At 33.9% G+C, this 17,444-nt stretch carries 15 protein-coding genes; 3 read left to right on the forward strand and 12 right to left on the reverse strand.

The features are described 5' to 3' along the window. Positions 1–45: 45 nt before the first annotated feature. The 5 genes from I600_RS05270 to I600_RS05290 form a co-directional block, all read right to left on the reverse strand. On the reverse strand, positions 46–1,275 hold the full coding sequence (locus tag I600_RS05270; protein WP_058103428.1) for a glycosyltransferase: 1,230 nt from the start codon (positions 1,273–1,275) through the stop codon (positions 46–48). Positions 1,276–1,338: 63 nt separating this feature from the next. Continuing rightward, positions 1,339–2,595, reverse strand: a complete 1,257-nt coding sequence (locus I600_RS05275) for an oligosaccharide flippase family protein (RefSeq protein WP_058103429.1) — start codon at positions 2,593–2,595, stop codon at positions 1,339–1,341. A 39-nt stretch (positions 2,596–2,634) separates the two neighbouring features. Then, complete coding sequence (locus tag I600_RS05280; RefSeq protein ID WP_058103430.1) at positions 2,635–3,774, reverse strand: response regulator; 1,140 nt, start codon at positions 3,772–3,774, stop codon at positions 2,635–2,637. A gap of 261 nt (positions 3,775–4,035) precedes the next feature. Then, on the reverse strand, positions 4,036–5,265 hold the full coding sequence (locus tag I600_RS05285; protein ID WP_058103431.1) for a glycosyltransferase: 1,230 nt from the start codon (positions 5,263–5,265) through the stop codon (positions 4,036–4,038). 253 nt (positions 5,266–5,518) lie between these two features. Further along, positions 5,519–6,358 (reverse strand): hypothetical protein, encoded by an 840-nt coding sequence (locus I600_RS05290; RefSeq protein WP_058103432.1) that lies wholly within the window; start codon positions 6,356–6,358, stop codon positions 5,519–5,521. 225 nt (positions 6,359–6,583) lie between these two features. Here I600_RS05290 and I600_RS05295 point away from each other — a divergent pair, with 225 nt between their 5' ends. The 3 genes from I600_RS05295 (at position 6,584) to I600_RS05305 (ending at position 11,107) form a co-directional block, all read left to right on the forward strand. After that, positions 6,584–8,644: a tetratricopeptide repeat protein gene (locus I600_RS05295; protein ID WP_058103433.1), complete on the forward strand. Its 2,061-nt coding sequence runs from the start codon at positions 6,584–6,586 to the stop codon at positions 8,642–8,644. 257 nt (positions 8,645–8,901) lie between these two features. Further along, positions 8,902–10,689, forward strand: coding sequence for a sensor histidine kinase (locus I600_RS05300; protein ID WP_082642894.1), 1,788 nt, complete (start codon positions 8,902–8,904; stop codon positions 10,687–10,689). A gap of 4 nt (positions 10,690–10,693) precedes the next feature. Next, entirely contained in the window at positions 10,694–11,107 is a 414-nt protein-coding gene (locus tag I600_RS05305) for a response regulator (protein WP_058103435.1), read from the forward strand. 23 nt (positions 11,108–11,130) lie between these two features. Here the strand turns inward: I600_RS05305 and I600_RS05310 are convergent, their stop codons facing one another. The 7 genes from I600_RS05310 to I600_RS05340 all read right to left on the reverse strand — a co-directional run bounded on the left by I600_RS05310 (position 11,131) and on the right by I600_RS05340 (position 17,358). Beyond that, on the reverse strand, positions 11,131–11,841 hold the full coding sequence (locus tag I600_RS05310) for a LytR/AlgR family response regulator transcription factor (RefSeq protein WP_058103436.1): 711 nt from the start codon (positions 11,839–11,841) through the stop codon (positions 11,131–11,133). After that, positions 11,842–12,162, reverse strand: coding sequence for a hypothetical protein (locus I600_RS05315; protein ID WP_058103437.1), 321 nt, complete (start codon positions 12,160–12,162; stop codon positions 11,842–11,844). It abuts the gene before it with no gap. Further along, on the reverse strand, positions 12,159–13,223 hold the full coding sequence (locus I600_RS05320; protein ID WP_058103438.1) for a sensor histidine kinase: 1,065 nt from the start codon (positions 13,221–13,223) through the stop codon (positions 12,159–12,161). Before I600_RS05320 ends, I600_RS05315 begins: the two co-directional genes overlap by 4 nt. Then, the gene (locus I600_RS05325; RefSeq protein ID WP_058103439.1) at positions 13,223–14,353 is read right to left on the reverse strand and encodes an FIST signal transduction protein; all 1,131 of its coding nucleotides are present in this window, start codon (positions 14,351–14,353) and stop codon (positions 13,223–13,225) included. The genes I600_RS05320 and I600_RS05325 overlap by 1 nt, the downstream gene beginning before the upstream one ends. A 7-nt stretch (positions 14,354–14,360) precedes the next feature. Continuing rightward, positions 14,361–16,340, reverse strand: a complete 1,980-nt coding sequence (locus I600_RS05330) for a PAS domain-containing sensor histidine kinase (RefSeq protein WP_058103440.1) — start codon at positions 16,338–16,340, stop codon at positions 14,361–14,363. After that, positions 16,333–16,875, reverse strand: a complete 543-nt coding sequence (locus I600_RS05335) for a heme NO-binding domain-containing protein (protein WP_058103441.1) — start codon at positions 16,873–16,875, stop codon at positions 16,333–16,335. The genes I600_RS05330 and I600_RS05335 overlap by 8 nt, the downstream gene beginning before the upstream one ends. A gap of 81 nt (positions 16,876–16,956) precedes the next feature. After that, positions 16,957–17,358, reverse strand: a complete 402-nt coding sequence (locus tag I600_RS05340; RefSeq protein ID WP_058103442.1) for a response regulator — start codon at positions 17,356–17,358, stop codon at positions 16,957–16,959. Positions 17,359–17,444 lie beyond the last annotated feature (86 nt).

A 17,444-nucleotide genomic window follows, 5' to 3' on the forward strand; every position in this document is an offset into this window, starting at 1 on the left:
AGGGCTGGTGACTAGTCAGCCCTTATAACACTAACCATATCGATTCTAATGAACCAATTTCTTCTCCATAGTCGAAATATCAATATTAAATCCGGTTTCCTTAGACTTCTGTATCGCCTTAAAGTAATCTACATACATTTGTGTAATATCGGACATCGGTAATGAGCATGCCGCTCTATAATTTTGTTTTGCCAATTGAATTCTATAACTATCATCGGTAATGATCTTTTCAATTGCATTGGCTAAAGATGATGTATCGTGCGCATCAAAAAACTCGCCTACATAACCTTCTTCTTTTACCAAAACACTTAAATCTCCTAAATCTGGTAAAGCAACGGCATTACCATAACTACCAGCCTGGTGTAAAACACCTGAACTCCCTGTAGTAGATGTGTAAGGAAAAACGGTAACCGCACTTTCCCCAAATATTTTAGGCACGTCTTCTTCCGCTACATAACCAGTAAACCTGATCTGCGGCACGTGGCTATATTTTTGTTTCATTTCATCAAGATAACCTGGTGTATTAGGACTATCCGTTCCTGCAATTACAATTTCAATATCGGCATTGCTTCTAGCTCGGATTTCTTCAACCGCCTCTATAAGAATCTCTACTTTTTTATATGTTCCAAACTTACCAAAAGCCATAACCTGTTTTGGTCCTTCAGGAAGTTTAAAATCCGGCTCTGGCGGAGTTTCAAAAGCACCATGTGGAATTAAGGCCACATTCTTAACCTTGTATTTTTGCTCTAAGGTTGTTACATATTTACTTATGGTTACCGCAAGAATATCTGAAGCCAATACAAATTTGGTCAACGTAGTGCCAATAAAGTTGTATATACTTTGTAATAATTTATTTTTAGTAAAACCTGCATTCTCCAAATCTACTTGCTCAAGAATATTGTGTAACAATGATATGGTAGGAATTCCTTTAGATTTACAAATGAAGGGTAGCATTAACCCTAGTGCAGCAGGTATTTTTTTATCCCCGAACTTTAAAAATTGCAGATTAAAAAGAACGGCATCTGGCTTTGTTTGTGATATGGTCTTACTAATGCGAAATATGTTGTTATAGTTATTAAAACTCCAACATTCTTTAACCGTAATCTTACAACCATCACCTTCAAAATTCAAGTCTTTTGGTTCATTGGTACGATCGGTAATCAGTATCAACTCGGTTACTTCTTTTTGAAGTCTAAAGTGTTTCACTAAATAATAACCATACTCTGTTAAGGTTACTTTACTGGGCGGATATGCCGTTACAATTGCTAATTTCATTGTGGTTAATTTTAATAAACTAGGTTATATAAAGTGACATGAGGTATATGAAAACCTTGTTTTTTATTTCGTTATAATTTTTATTTCAGTTTTGTTCTTAATGATGAAAAATAATAGTTGCGCAACCAATAATATGACCATTGCTATAATCTGCATATGTACCACAGTTTCAAGTCTACCATGGTAAAGCATGATCAATGCTACTTGTGAAAAGCCCAATAAGCCCGATAATATTACCGGCGAGTATTGGTTAAGTGATAAAAAGTAATAAGCAAAAATATTAGAGACGGCAAACAACGAAGTTGCCAACGCATATTTCCAAAGTAGCGGAGCAATACTTAAATAGGCATCTCCAAACATTAAAGTGATGATCAAATTGGGCAGCAAATAACATACCGCCACAATGAATGCAGATAATGTTCCAATAAAAAATACATATTTAAAAAGTACGGGTGCCGTTGGTTCTCCATCTTTTTGTTTTTGAATTACCGTAGGCATTAACAGCATTACAAACATCCAGGCAACAAAGTACACTACCCTACCAATTAAGGCTAGTGATGAATATAGACCAGCTTGTTTATCATCAAAATAATGCTTCACCAATAAGATGTCGCTATTGTTAATAATGATTTGAGTAAGTTCATAACCAGCGGTCAAACCAATAAAAATCCATACTTGTTTTAAATCCACTGCAGGTAATCTATCTTTTGAGAAAACCTTAACTCCTTTAAAATCTGAAGGAAAAAGTCCAAATACAAAAGAAAGGGAAATACCAACTGCAATTAAAATTCCAGATTCCAAGGGTACCAATAATAGTAAGGCGAACGTTAGTAATAACCTGCTCCACATTTCTGTTTGATATGTACCCGCCAATTTTCCAAAATCATGACCACCTTGAAATCTACCCCTGTTTACGCTCATAACAAAGTATAAGGGTATGGCAACGGCAAAAATCATGAACATATAATGGTTCTGCGTATTGAACAATGCTTGCAGATGTTTTGAGAAAATTAGTACTAGAATACCGGTAAACACCCCAAAAACAAGTGCATATCTATACATGGTATTCTTAAAGGCAACCCATGTTTGATCGGTAAATAAAACTGCAAATTTGGTGGTAGCCAATTGGAAGGTCATACCTACAAAAGACAAAACCAAGAGTAATGTCACCAATAAAGCCGCATCGGCAAAAGCTTCTGGACCTAATAACCTACCTAATAGCAAATTATAAAGATAATTACCGCCATTTACCAGCAAAGCACTAACCATAAACAATTGTTTAGGGGAAATTCGCTTAAATGCTAACTTTATTGTTGACATAATGATAGGGTGGTTTAAGAGGGATTTGTGATATAGGTATTATCTGTAAACGATAGCTATTTTTGCCAATTGGCCAACAATTTTTACAGAATCTTTCATAGAAAGTTTAGAACCATCTGCATGGATCCAACGTTTTAATGGCTGCTCACAAATAAGTTTTTTAGCCTCTACCTTACCGTAATGCTTACGCATACGTATGAACATTTCAACATCAAACAACCATTTGGTAATAAACGGTTTATTAAAAAGTAATGGCACTACAGAGCGATCCATAACTTTAGCCCCACATTGGGTATCGTTAAAAGGCATTCTTAAAATAGTTCTGATAATAAGGTTGATGGTCATACTAATAACCTTACGTGCAGATTCCTTGGTAATATCTGCACCCATTCTGCTCATTCTAGAACCACTAACTATTTTGAAATTGGATTTATCCAGGGTTTCCACCAAATCATCAAAATCCCTAAAATCTGTAGATAGGTCGGCATCTAAAAAGCCTATATAGTCTAATTGCGGATCTTTGGCCATATGAAGCATTCCCAAACGTACCGCTTCTGCCTTACCGCCATTTTTCTCACAATCGTAGATACTGATATTACTCTCGTTCCCTTTTCTGAGTTCCTCTAAAACTTTTAAGGTATTATCCGTACTACCGTCATTAACAAAACAAAGGTGATAGCCAAGGTTGCTATGTGCAAAATCTTTAAACTCGGTGCCAGAAAGACGTTCTTCTTCATTATAACAAGGAATAACAACACCAACACAGTTTTTTTGCAGCATTCTACCGCCAGTAGAAATTTCAGTTTTTAGTTCAACAACCGGTGCTCCAATAAGTCTTTTAATACGTGCAGACATTTCTGACAAGCTCACTGGCTTTTTCATATAGTCATCTATGCCCAGCGTAAAGCCATCCATAATAATAGCTTCTTCCGTGTTGCCCGACATTACTAAAACAGGCGTAGCATTTCTTTCGCCCCCTTTAATATGTTTCACAACTTCTAAACCAGAAATATCTGGCATGTTTATATCAACAAGGACCAAATCTGGTTGAAAAGAGTCATACAACTCAATTCCCTTCTGGCCAGAATCAGCAGTCATCACATCATAGCCAAGTTCAGTTAGTCTTTTTTCAACAGATAAGAGTATCAACTGTTGATCATCTATGGTTAGTATTTTCATGATTTAAAAAGTAAGATTTAACCTACATATAACGCAGTATTTTTAAAAAATTGTAAGTATTTAAGAAAGTTTTAGTATTTAAAAAAAATCATACACCAGCTAAATCACTGGTTTTAAGTTGTAAGCGTTTCTTACTTAATAGTCATTTAAGTAAGAATCTAATTGATCTTGATTATTTAATTTCAACCATTGTAGTCCCTATTAATAAAAAGGAGTAGCTAACCACACTACTCCTCTTTGCACTTAACCTAACCAAAAAGTTTAAAACACTATATTCTTTTCTACCAACGGAACATCTAAGGTGAAACCTTTAGACTTGGCCACTTGTATTACCTTAAAGTATTCTATATACATTTTTGCCACTTTTGACATGGGTATAGCGCTTGCCGCTCTGTAATTAGCTTTGGCTAAATACTCGCGATAAGAATCATGGACCAATATATTTTCTATGGCATCTGCCAATGATGATACACTATTTGAATTAAAAAATTCACCCTTATACCCTTCTTCTTTAATCAACGTACTTAAATCTCCAAGCTCAGGTAAAACAACAGCTTTACCATAACTACCTGCCTGATGTAGTACACCGGAGCTACCTGTGGTAGAAGTATATGGAAATACCACAACTGCACTTTCTTCAAATATTGTAGGCACATTGCCTTCTTCTACATAACCGGTAAAGCATAATTGATCTACATGTGCATACTTCTTTTTAACGCTTTCTAAATACCCAGGAGTATTAGGGCTATCTGTACCAGCTATGACAATCTCCAAATTTTGATTAGTACGCCTTCTGATCAACTCTATGGCATCGATCATTATTTCCAACTTTTTATATGTACCAAATTTTCCAAAAGCCAATATCTTCTTTGGTCCGGCAGGTAAACTAAAATCAGGTTCTTCTGGTGTTTCAAAAGAGCCGTGAGGAATTAAGGCCACGTTTCTAGATTGATATTTGTTTTCCAGAATAGTTTGATATTTACCCATAGTTACTGCAACAACATCTGAAGTCAGCACCAGTTTTGTTAATAGATTACCTATACCGCTATAAATTTTTTGAAAAAATTTATTTGAAATAATACCTACATTATTTAAATCTACCTGCTCTATAATATTATGCATTAATGATATGGTAGGTATACCTTTCATCTTACACAATAACGGTAACATTAAGCCTAACGCTGCCGGTATTTTTTTATCTCCGAACTTTAAAAATTGGAGGTTAAAAAGTACAGCATCCGGTTTGGTAGAAGCAATGACTTTATTAACCTTAAATACATTGGTGTAGTCATTAAAATTCCAGCATTCTTTAACTGTGACTTTACATCCTTTTTCTTCAAAATTCAAATCTTTTTCACCTTTGGTCTTATCGGTAATCAGAATAATTTCTGTGACCTCTTTTTGTAATCTAAAGTGTTTTACCAAGTGATATCCATACTCGGTCAAGGTTACTTTACTAGGGGGGTATGCGGTTACAATAGCAAGTTTCATAAGGTTAAGTTTTAAAATCTATTGGGTTATTTCTGGTACAAATATCCAGTAAATACAAAGCTTTTAAGATGGATTTTAGGTGGATGAAGCTTTACTGTAGACGAACGGGAGCTATTATAGGTTAAGCAAAAACTCAGAACACAAACAACACAAAATCAATACGTTAAAAACAATCTGCAATCACTACAACAAACTAACTGAGCCATATAAGCAGGAACTAAAGAGCTATTTGCCCACTTCTAAAAGCTAAATTTCAACTAACCTTTTTTAGTATTAGATTATGGCTTACATAAAGAAGTTGTGCAACAAGAAGCGCTACCATGGCTATAACATAAACTTGAATTATAACTACCAAGCTGTTATGAAAAAATGCCAATAATATAATCTGTGAAAGACCTACCACACCCGATATTATTACGGGAAGATACTTACCCAATGATAAATAGTAATAGGTAAGCACACTAGAGATAGCAAACAATAGTGTAGCCAAAACATATTGAAATAACAATGGTGAAAAGTCAACAATATTTAAAAGAGTTTCTGAAAATGAAACGCATACCATTGCAATAATGGAACTGACCATTACAGCATACAAAGAATATTTTAAGGCTTTTGAAATGGTAATCTTAAACTTTCTATCGTTTTCGGTTACATTGGAAATCAAAATTACCGCGACTACCCAAAAAACGAAATAAACAAAATGTCCGATCAAAGCCATTGATGCATACACCTTTGCTTCTATAACACCTAAGTAGTGCTTAACTAAAAATAAATGTATATAACTGATTGTTACATGTACGAGCTCATAACATGCTATCAACACTATAAAGTTTTTAAATCTATTAAATGCCATAGCGTTATTGACACCAATAGTTGAATCTTTTGATATTATTTGGTGATACGAAAAGCCAAACAAAACCAACATCAGTACTAAGCTTATGAGCAGAAAGGGCATACCATATGCCGTACCTGTTAAAAACCTACTTAAAAATTGATTGGCAATATAATTACCCCCAATGACAAAGACAGATACGCTCGTCATTAATAATTGTTCTGGAGATAATTCTGTAAGTACTACTTTATTTGTTCCCATTATTATCCTTTTAGTGTCTGTGTAAATAATTTCATTTGACATCAAATTTCTGAACAACTGCCCTTTATTTTGTGGTAGTTTAGGTGGTTTACACATTACTGTAGACCAATGGCAATTATCTTACTTCTAGAATAATAGGAGACCTTTTAACTTTACAATATTCTTCTAAACAAATAAATCGCAATAATTACCGTTAGGTATTTGTAGTATTAATCTGACTTTTAAATGATCCGAAAAATAATATTCCTATTTCTGGTAACCACATCTGTGCTAACCGCGCAATCTGATATGACCAAAGGCTTTGGTTTACTTGAGCAAGGTAACTTTCAAGAGGCCGAACTATTTTTTGGAGAATACCTTAAAGAAGATCCTAACAATAAAACTGCAAAGCTATGTTATGGCAGGGCCGTTGGCCTAAGCGGTGAGCCTAAAAAAGCCACAAATTTGTTCTCTGAGCTATTAAAAGAATACCCGGGCGACTTTGAAATTTTAATCAATTATAATGAGTCCTTTCTATGGGCAAAAGAATATGAACAGGCCAAGCCGTTATATGCTGACTTAGTGGAAAAATTTCCTGAAAAATTTGGTGCCGTTTTGGGTTATGCAAATACGTTAAGTAACTTAAAAGAGTACAAATCAGCTTTAAGTTGGGTAGAAAAAGCTATTGCCCTTCAGCCAGAAAATGAAAGTGCCAAAATTTCCAGAAAGTATATGAGACTGGGCTATGCCAATAGTTTTGTAAACAATCAACAATATAAAAAGGGAGAACAAACGCTCAAAAAAATCTTTGAAGATTTTCCTAATGATAAAGATGTATTACTTAATCTAGCCAATCTTTATTTAATAATAAAACAAGGAGAAAAGGCTAAGAACATGTACGCACGTTACGCAACAAATCAAAAAGATTCTATTACCGCTTTAAATGGCATTGCTTTGGCAGAACATATAAATGAGAACGATAAAGAAGCTTTAAGAATCTCAAAAACTGCAACGGTTAAGGTAGATCAAATTGATGATGTTCCCTTAACAGAAAGTACTTATGACCGATATGTACAAGCTTTGATCTGGAATAGAAAATTCATGACGGCAAAGAAAAAAATAGATAGCTTAGAAGTGCATTATCAAAACAGAAATTGGATACATGCGTTGAGGGCAACCTTAGGTTTATATACCGGTGATGCAAAATCTAGCGTTAAAAGCTACGACAGGATCTTGGCCAATGACAGTGCGTCATTTGATGGTAACTTAGGTAAGGCAAATGCGCTTTTTGCATCTGACAGAATTATTCCTGCATACAAAATGGCCAATCAAACTTTAAAGTTTTATAAGAATCAAAAAGATGCTAAAGGCTTTATAGAAAAGCTGAATTTGATGCACACCCCCACCGTAGAAGAACATGCCGCCTACACTTTTGATAATGGTAACAATACCGCTTTCTTTACCAATACCACTGTAGACGTCCCTTTTTCAACCAAGTTTAAAACAACATTATCATATCTTTATAGAACTACCGAAAATACTGTAACGGTAAATAAGGCAAACTCTCATGTGGTAGTAGCCGGGCTTCATTACAAATTGTTTCCAAAGGGACTCTTAAAAGCTAATGTAGGTATCAACAACTCTAGATTTTTAGATGATTCTTACACCCAACCCGTAATTGATATAAAGTTAGACCTACAGCCGTTTAAAATGCAGAACCTAACTTTAGGATATCAACGTGAAGTGCAAAACTTTAATGCCGAACTAATTGAGCGTGAAATTATTCAGAACCATTATGGGATGAATTACAACCTTGGTACCAATGTTAATTTTGGGTGGTACACACAATTAATGCATACCCAGCAAAGCGATGAAAATGTAAGAAATCTTCTATTTACCTCATTATATTACAATGTGCTTAGAAAACCTGCTTTGAAAATGGGATTAAATTATCAATATATCACCTTTAAAGATCAGGTGCCAACTATTTATTTTAGTCCAGAAAAATACCAAGCAGTAGAAATATTTGCAGATGTTAGAGGAAAGATTTCGGAGAAAACCACCTATGCTGTTAGTGCCGCAACAGGGATACAAAAAGTAGAGGAAGACCCAAATACTAATATCTTTAGAGCAGAAGCCTCTGTTAAACATCAATTTTCAAAAAGATTTAGTTTAAGTATATATGCCAAATACAGTAATATTGCATCTGCTACAGCCGCTGGTTTTGAGTTTACAGAAATTGGCTTAAAAGCGAAATGGTTGTTTCTTAAAAAACCACTATTCCATAAAAAACTAAACTTTGACTAGTTCTCCTATATATCAAATAAATTTCGCATTTGAACATTTCATTTAAAAGCAAAATAGACATAATTGTAGGGTTCTAAAATTACTTTCCTTTTTTCCTACAAAATACATTGCCAATCCATTAAAAAATCAACATTATTTTTGAAATACGATAATAATATAGTAATAAATGTAAGAATTTTATTTACTTTAGCGTAAGATACACATACACTTCCCTAGCCAAGAATTACTAATTAAAATGAAACTCTAATTGATATTTTATGTGGAAGAGAGTTTTAAAAATGTTTTTAGGATTATACCTACCGTTGTTGGCCCTTACGCTATATGTCTTTTACGCTCAAAAAGAAAAACAGATTGCAGGATTATCTGAATACCAAAAGCGCGATGCTAAAATAAAAAAAGAGTACTTTCTTGAGCAATGTAATACATTACTTCACGATACCAAGTATTGGTCCAACTTAGCATACCCCGTTAATTTTGACCCCATGAACAAGCACACTGCATTCATGGATCGTTATATAGAACTAATAAAAGAAATTACCGATTATGACCAATTTCGTTTCATTGATTTAAACGGAAAAGAGTTTTTTAGAGCTGTAAGAAATGGTGCAGACTCCGTTACCATTGGTAATCTACAGAACAAAGAAAATCATTTATACGTAAAAGAAGGGCTGGCACTACAAAAGAATCAGCTATACCTTTCACATATTAGTCTTAACAGAGAAAATGGTGCAATTGAGAAACCACATAAACCCGTCATTAGAGCGGTAGCACCCATATTTGACACCACTGAAACTAAAATAGGCTTGGTAGTCATCAACTTTAAAATGAAAAGGGTTCTTGACCAACTTAAAAACAAAATAGCCGATACCGAACTATACCTCTTAGATGAAAGCCAACGTGTAATTAGTAGTAGCTTACACAAAGAAGACTTACCCTATGAATCTGGTAAAGTAGATGATCTTTTACCTAAAAATCTAATATCCATAGCTGTAGGTACTACCCGTGACAGTACTATAATAGAAAAAGAACACATTTGGCGCTTACAGCCCATTATACTGAATGGAACGTCCAATTCTTTTGGATCAGCAACCAATATAGCATCTGAAATAGTAACGCCTACCAATTGGTTTATGATTGTAGAAATTCCTCCAAGGCTGATAGCTGCAAATACAAAACCTTTATACGACAGCCTAATAACGTTTAATGCAATTTCAATTGTAAGTCTATTGACATTGTGTTATGTTTTTCAAAAAAAGAAATCAGAGAAAGAACTTTTTTACAAAGAGCTAGAAAGCAAAAATATATTGTTGACCAGAAATAAAAATAAATTAGAAGAAAACAATATCAAGGTCATCAAAATGAACAATAGGTTAGAAATTAGAAACAAGCAGCTAAGCGATTTTAACTATTTAATTTCCCATAACCTGCGTTCTCCTGTTACCAGTATGTCTGTTATTGTTGAAATGATACAGAAAGAAAAAAATCCAGAAATACTAAATCAATTACTACCAAAGTTAGATCAAGTTGCAAAAAGCATTACCAACTTAACCAAAGACATTAACGAATATGTGTCTATTTTGGATAATAAAGAAATTAAACAGTCAAATATTGACCTGACGGAACTTATTGAAGAAGTAAAACATGAGTTTACCGAAACGCTATTAGATGATAGCGATTTTAATGTATTGGTGAAATTAGATGCGTGGAACCATATAACCTTTTCAAAATTCTATTTGCAGAGTATTATACAAAATTTAGTTTCCAATGCCATTAAATATAAGAGAGACAATGTTGCTTCACATATTGAATTTGAATCGGCTATAGAAAATAAACATAATGTGTTATATGTACGTGATAACGGTATGGGTCTAAATCTGGAAAAACATGGTGAAAATGTATTTAAATTATATAAGAGATTTCATAGAAACATATCTGGAAAAGGTATGGGTCTCTTTTTAATAAAATCTCAATTAGAAGCTTTACATGCAACAATAACTATTGACAGTAAAGTTGGAGAAGGAACAACGTTCAAAATAAAATTTTAAAATTATGGATACAAAGCCAAACATATTACTAATAGATGATGATGAGCTTTACTTATATTTAATGGAGAAAACAATTCAACAATTATCAAAAGAATTGATTGTATCTACTTTTACAGATGGTGAACAAGCCGTTGAATACATTGCTGAATGTACCAATCAAAAACTGGAACTCCCCGAAGTGATATTTTTGGATATCAATATGCCATTTTTAGATGGTTGGGGCTTTTTAAATGAATTTAAAAAGCTAAAACCAAAAATTTTAAATGACATTAACATCTATATGGTGAGCTCATCTATGCGAGATAGCGATATAAAAAGAGCATCACATTTTGAGGAGCTAACCGGCTATGTTGTAAAACCGGTAAACAAACTACAATTAGCAGAAATATTCAAAAAGATTTACCACGAAAATTGGTAAAAACCCTATCCAGCTATCATATCTTATAGCAAGTTTAATCTGCGCATTAATTCGGGGCGGTTAGAACGGCTTATAGGTACAACGTTCTTGGCTATCAATACACTATTATCCTCAATATCAATAATTTTAGTGAAATTTATAATATAGGAACGGTGAATTTGCAAAAACAGCCTTTCAGGTAATTTTTCTTTTATTTTCTTTAATGTAGTGTGAACCCTGTAATCTTCCTTCTCTGTTTTAACGTCAATATAATCACCCTTAGCTTCAATGACTAAAATCTCGTTCAATTTTAATTTAATAAGTCTTCTATCTATATTAATATAAAGATCTTCGCCCTCTTCCTTTTCTTTACCTGGTGCTACTGTCTGCATAGGTTTATGAGCTGGAAGGCTTGAAATCTTATCAATACACTTTTCAAACCTCTCTTGGGTAATTGGTTTAACTAAATAATCAACAATACTTTCATATTCGTAGGCAGCAATAGCAAAATCGGTATCAGAGGTAGTTAATACTATTTTTGGTGGATCTTTTAAGGTCTGTACAAAGTCAACACCACTAAAGCCAGGCATGTGTATATCTAAAAATATAACATCTATAGTTTGTTGGTTTAAAAACTTAATGGCCGATATGGCATTATCAAACTCTTCAATAACATCTAAATCCGGAATCTTTGAACACAATTGTCTAACAATTGCCCTTGCCATAGCTTCGTCATCAATAATAATACAGTTCATTTATATTGTTTTAATATATTCATCAATAGTTTGGAGAACTTTTATGAATTTTGACTTACTATCTTCTTTTCCTTCTAACAATTCCATTTCATAGGCTACTGCAAGTTTGTATGAATCTTGCATTCCTAAAATATTGAACTTGTGCTTTAACTTATGTACAATTTCTGCTGTTTCCTTAAATCTAGTATTGGTTACATGACCAAAATACTCTTCTTTCTCTAATGGAAACTCTGTTTTTATAATATCTATGAACTGACCTCTAAAGGCAACATCATCACCTGCAAGTTCATCAACATAATTTAGGTTTGGTTGCTCTATCATGTATTCTTTTTTAAAGTTATAAAAAATGTGGTACCCACATTTTCTTCTGACTCTAACCAAACACTACCTTCATAAAGAACTGTAATTTTCTTAACAATTGCAAGTCCAATACCCGTAGCATTATTGGTAGTTTCTAATTTTTTAAACATTTGAAAAATTCCTTCTTGGTGATTAGTTGGAATTCCTTTTCCGTTGTCACTAACACTAAATTTCCAAAACAAATCATCTGGCTCATAACCAACTTCAATAATCCCATTTTCCAGATGTTCCGTTGCCGTAATCGCGTTTAGAAATAGGTTCATGAACAATTGTTCTAACCGCTCTCTTTCAAACTCCATCTTAGGCAAATCATTTGCATATTTGAACGTAACGTTTTCTGGAACATAGATAGTCTTCTCTATATCCCTTAAACTTTCTTCTAGGCTAAAGAGAACTCTATGCTCCTTGGTCTCACCCATTGTAGCATGGTTTAGAATACCAGTAACCAGCTTATCCATTTTTATAAGATTCTCAGATACCAATGAGCAGTTATCTTTACTGGTCTGTGAGAAATTATCTTTCTCATCTTCCATTATCCAGTTCATTAATGCACTAATATTTCTTATCGGTGATCTTAGATCATGAGAAACCATATGCGCATAATTGTTCAAAGACTCGTTCTGGTTTTCTAAATGTGCCACCAATTTATCTTTCTCCAAGGTCATATTAGACACCTTAGATGCCAAATTACTTATATATGATGCCAAGTGTTCCGCGTTGAATTCGTTCTGAATATCAAAATCAAATTCTTGTTCATCGTTTAAATTCTCTCTTAAACTTGCTATGGCCTTTTCCAATGAAACAAGAATGTTCTTTTGTTGTAATGCCTCTTTCTGTAATTTTTTATTTGCCTCAAAAAGTTCATCTGAACTAATAGTAGACGCTCTATGGAGCATAGAAAATTTATCGTCAAAATTTTCATATGACTTGCCAATGGCTTCCAAAAAGCTCTCCATTTCTGGGTGCGCTTTTAATTCGTCCGGTAGATATTTTCGTATTTGTCTTTTTAAGAGAGAATGCATTATTCACTAAATAAAGTTAGGGTCATGGTCTGGTTGTGCAATTTACAACTATCTTGACCACTAAATGGCGCCATTTCCCCATAAGAGTAAAACCCACTTATAACTGTATTATCTCCAATTACCGCTTTCACCTCTTCAATTTCCTCTTCGGTACGTTGGTCCATAACCAGTTTTCTTCCAATACAACTGATCAATAAAGCCAACTCAGGAGAACTTTTTCTATTTTCCATTGCCAACTCTGCTGCGTGAAAAGCCCCATTTGCTATATCATCTACAGATGACATCATTAATTGTACCCTGGCACCTTCTGGAATGTCACCTGCAAGGGTCATTGTATTTTCAACCTCATCTATATTTAAAATTGTACGTACCAAAGGTTCTGAATTTTCAGTGGTCTTAACACTCAACGGATATAATAATGCCGACTTTGGCAATTCTTTGGCTTTTTCACCTAAATATGTTTTATAAAGATCCAAAGCAGGTTTACCATCAAGTTCATAAAGTATATTACCTTGAGATTTTGTTATGATTCTTTCAGGACCAAAGGTTGTCCACCCTCCATAATTTGCGCTTGAAATCTCTAAAGTATCACCATAAAAACCAATAGCAACTATCTCTCCTTCTTTTGGGCTTTCATTATAAGAAGCCAAAGTTTTTTCAAAACGGTCATCATCTCCACATAAGCCTCCAGAAAGACCACAACCATTATTGTTTAAATGCTCAATGCCTTCAATTAAAGCACTGCCGTTTACACTACTACCTTCAGAAATAACGAACAAATGCTTTAAATGCTCTTTAGGAAATTGGGCAGCCAATTTCGTTCCCATTTTCTTGTCATCATGTTGATAGTCCTTTACGTTACATCTTTTCACCAAGATTTTACTCTTTTCAAACTCTATGGCCGTTAAAACTACCGTACCCTCTAAAACCTTATCATCTATGATTTCGCCTGAGGTGGTACCAAAAACAATATGTCCTTCTGGGAAAAGAGCTCTAACCTCATTAAATATATGCTCACTTTCCAACATATACCTGTTACCGAACACCAAAACCAAAGGTTCCTTTAATTGATTTGAATTTTGAAAAACAAAAGGCTCATCGCCCTTTTTTATCGCTTGAACTATTTTCATAATTTCCTTATTCGTTATGGTCTTTCTTTATTGTAAAATGAAACTGGGTACCCTCGCCTACTACACTGTCTACCCAGACTTTTCCTTGGTAACGATCAATTATTTTTTTAACGATCGATAAACCTATACCCGTTGACCTTTCATTATTACCTATAGATTGAAAGATGTCGAATATTTTCTTGTGATACTCTTCTGGAATTCCTACCCCATTATCACTGATGGTAAATTGCCAGTAATCTCCAGTATCTTCATAAAGTACTTCTACTAAACCAACTTCTCTTTCAATATGAACTACCGCATTACCAATTATATTTTGAAAAACCTGATGAACTTTAATTCGATCTGCCATTATGGTAGGCAATGATTTTGGCACTTTCAATTGAACGTGATCAGGTATATAAATAGTTTCGCCGATATCTGCTATAACACTGTTCAAGTCTACTTTAGAATTATCCAAGGCAGAGCTGTTTGCCGTAGAATACTCTAGTATGCCATGGATTAACTTATCCATAGAAGCTACTTTCTCTTGCATAAGTTCTAAATTCTGCTTACCACCTTCATCTAAAACATCTTTGTAATCATCGCTTAGCCAAGTTGCAAGAGCACTAATACTCCTAAGAGGCGATTTAAGGTCATGAGAAACAATATGTGCGTATTCTTGTAAACCTTGGTTACTGTTCTCAAGATCCTTTACCAATTTCTCTTTTTGAAGTTCTAATTCTTTTTGTTTGGTTACATCTAAAGAAATACCAATAGAACCAATTACTTCATGGTGTTTATTGTATCTCGGTGCCACACTCGCCAACCAATGCCTTTTTTCGCCACATTTGGTAACAACCTCTAATTCATAAGAATCAGATTTACCAGATTTACGTGTTTCAATTTTATCTGAGACCTTACTTTTATCATCAAAACTTACAATATTCTTGGCATCAATACCAAGCAATTCATTTTCTTCATAACCGATCATTTCACAAAAGCTCTGGTTTACCAACTGTATTACACCCTGCTTGTTGGCCTCTATTAAACCAAGGTTCATGTTGGCGATAATACTGCTATACTTTTCCCTTTCAGATTTTAAACGCTCTTCTGCTTCTAATTGTTGGGTAATATCTTCAACCATCATTACGATATAGCTGATTTCCCTATATATATTTCTTACCGCGTTGACAGATAATTTAACTTGTAATTTTTCTCCATCGCTCTTTATGAACTTCTGATGAATGGTATAATTATCAATTTCACCATTGTTCAGTTTAGTGGAGAATTCATTGGCTAGTTCTATACTTTCTTTATCCGTAAAATCCTTAACATTCATTTTCATGAAGCTATTAAGAGTATAACCTAATAAGGAGGTCATTGTATAATTAACCTTTAAAATTTTATTGGAATCTGCAAGAATAATACCTAGCGGTGAGCTATTTACAATTACATCTAATTGCCTTTTCTGTTCTGACAACAACTCCCTCACCTCCATTTCTTGGGTAATATCCCTTACAATACCTTGAGCTGCAACAGGTTGTTTTTCCTTGTTGAATACTAAGCTAGCATTGATTTCCACCCATTTTTCAACGTTGTCCTTCACCAATATTTTAGCTCTATAATTTTTAAGCTGCCCAACTTCTTTTAAACTACTAAAAGATTCTATGGTATACTCCATGTAATCTTTATGTACCATTTTCCAGAGGTTGATCTCCTCTTTATTATGATCGTAGCCCAAAAAGTTTTTTGCAGATTGATTCATGCTTACCACATTGAAGGATAAGTCCATAACAACATAAGGATCTATGATGTTAATGAATACGCCATCTAGTTCAGACGTTTTTTCGCTCAATAAATTTTCAAGCTTGGCATTAGACTCCCTTAAATGACTTGCCACTTCATAAAGCTCATTAGATTTTTCCTCTAAAATCCTTTCAGCTTGTTGACGGGCTTTCTTTTGTCTTTCAAGGGCCTTCTTTAAAAGAACAACTTCTTTACTATCCATGTTGTACTACGTCAAATTTTACTTCTGTACCATCATCTTTTAAAAGTTCGTAGGTGATATTGGCCTTACCATTAAAATGCTCAAATGCTTTTTCAATTAAGCCATGAGCCAGCCTATACAATCCTCTAGAAGAACTATAGATCATAGAAATGGAATTATCCGTTTTTTCAAGAATTTTGAATGTAGGTAATTCCGCTTCCGGATATAATTTTTTAACGTGTACATGTATATGGTCTTCTATAGAGTACAAAAGACCAATGGGAGACAAATAACTTTGTATTACCTCTGGATGAGCATTTTTTAAACTTGAGAATAAATAAAGTCCAAATGCGTATATTAAGTCACCAGCAGGTAGATCTACCTCTTCACTTAACTGTGTAACTAAAGCTACCATCTCATTAAATTCGTAGGTAGCTACAGAGGTATATATGCCTTGAGAAGGCAAATCTGCTTTTTCTATAATATTATCAACGGTCTCTAATCCAAATTCAGATTCGACCATTTCTAAAAACTCGGTAAATACAATTCCCTTCATTTCCTATTTTTAATAACGTTCCTCAAACGTAGGAAAATTAATACGAAAATGCAGGAAAATGTTGTGAAATGAGCTTTTTTGTTAGCCTTTCACTAGTTGGTTAACACTCCAGTACTCTAAAACAGCATTAAGTTTGTACTCATAATCCTCATATTTCAGTGGTTTTATAACATAACCGGCTATACCAACTTCGTAGCATTTTAATAAATCTGCTCTATTTTCTGAAGTAGTTAAAATTATGGTAGGTAAGTATCTTAGATGCTCATCTTCTTTTAAAATGGATAAGAACTCTATACCATTCATTCTTGGCATGTTCAAATCCAATAGAATGATATCTGGAAGTTTTTCTCCAGATCTTAAATACGTTAGAGCAGATTCTCCATTTTTTGCCTCAACGATTGAATGCTTTAAATTAAGTTTAGAAACAGTTCGTTTCAACTTCATTACTTCTATTAAATCGTCTTCTATTAGTAAAATATCCATTGTTGTTCATTTTGATACTACAAATGTCAGAGATAAGTCACAAATAAATTGACCAGTGTAGGTGAATGACGCTTAAGTGTCGGTGA

The organism is Maribacter dokdonensis DSW-8 (genome assembly GCF_001447995.1).
Classification (GTDB): domain Bacteria; phylum Bacteroidota; class Bacteroidia; order Flavobacteriales; family Flavobacteriaceae; genus Maribacter; species Maribacter dokdonensis.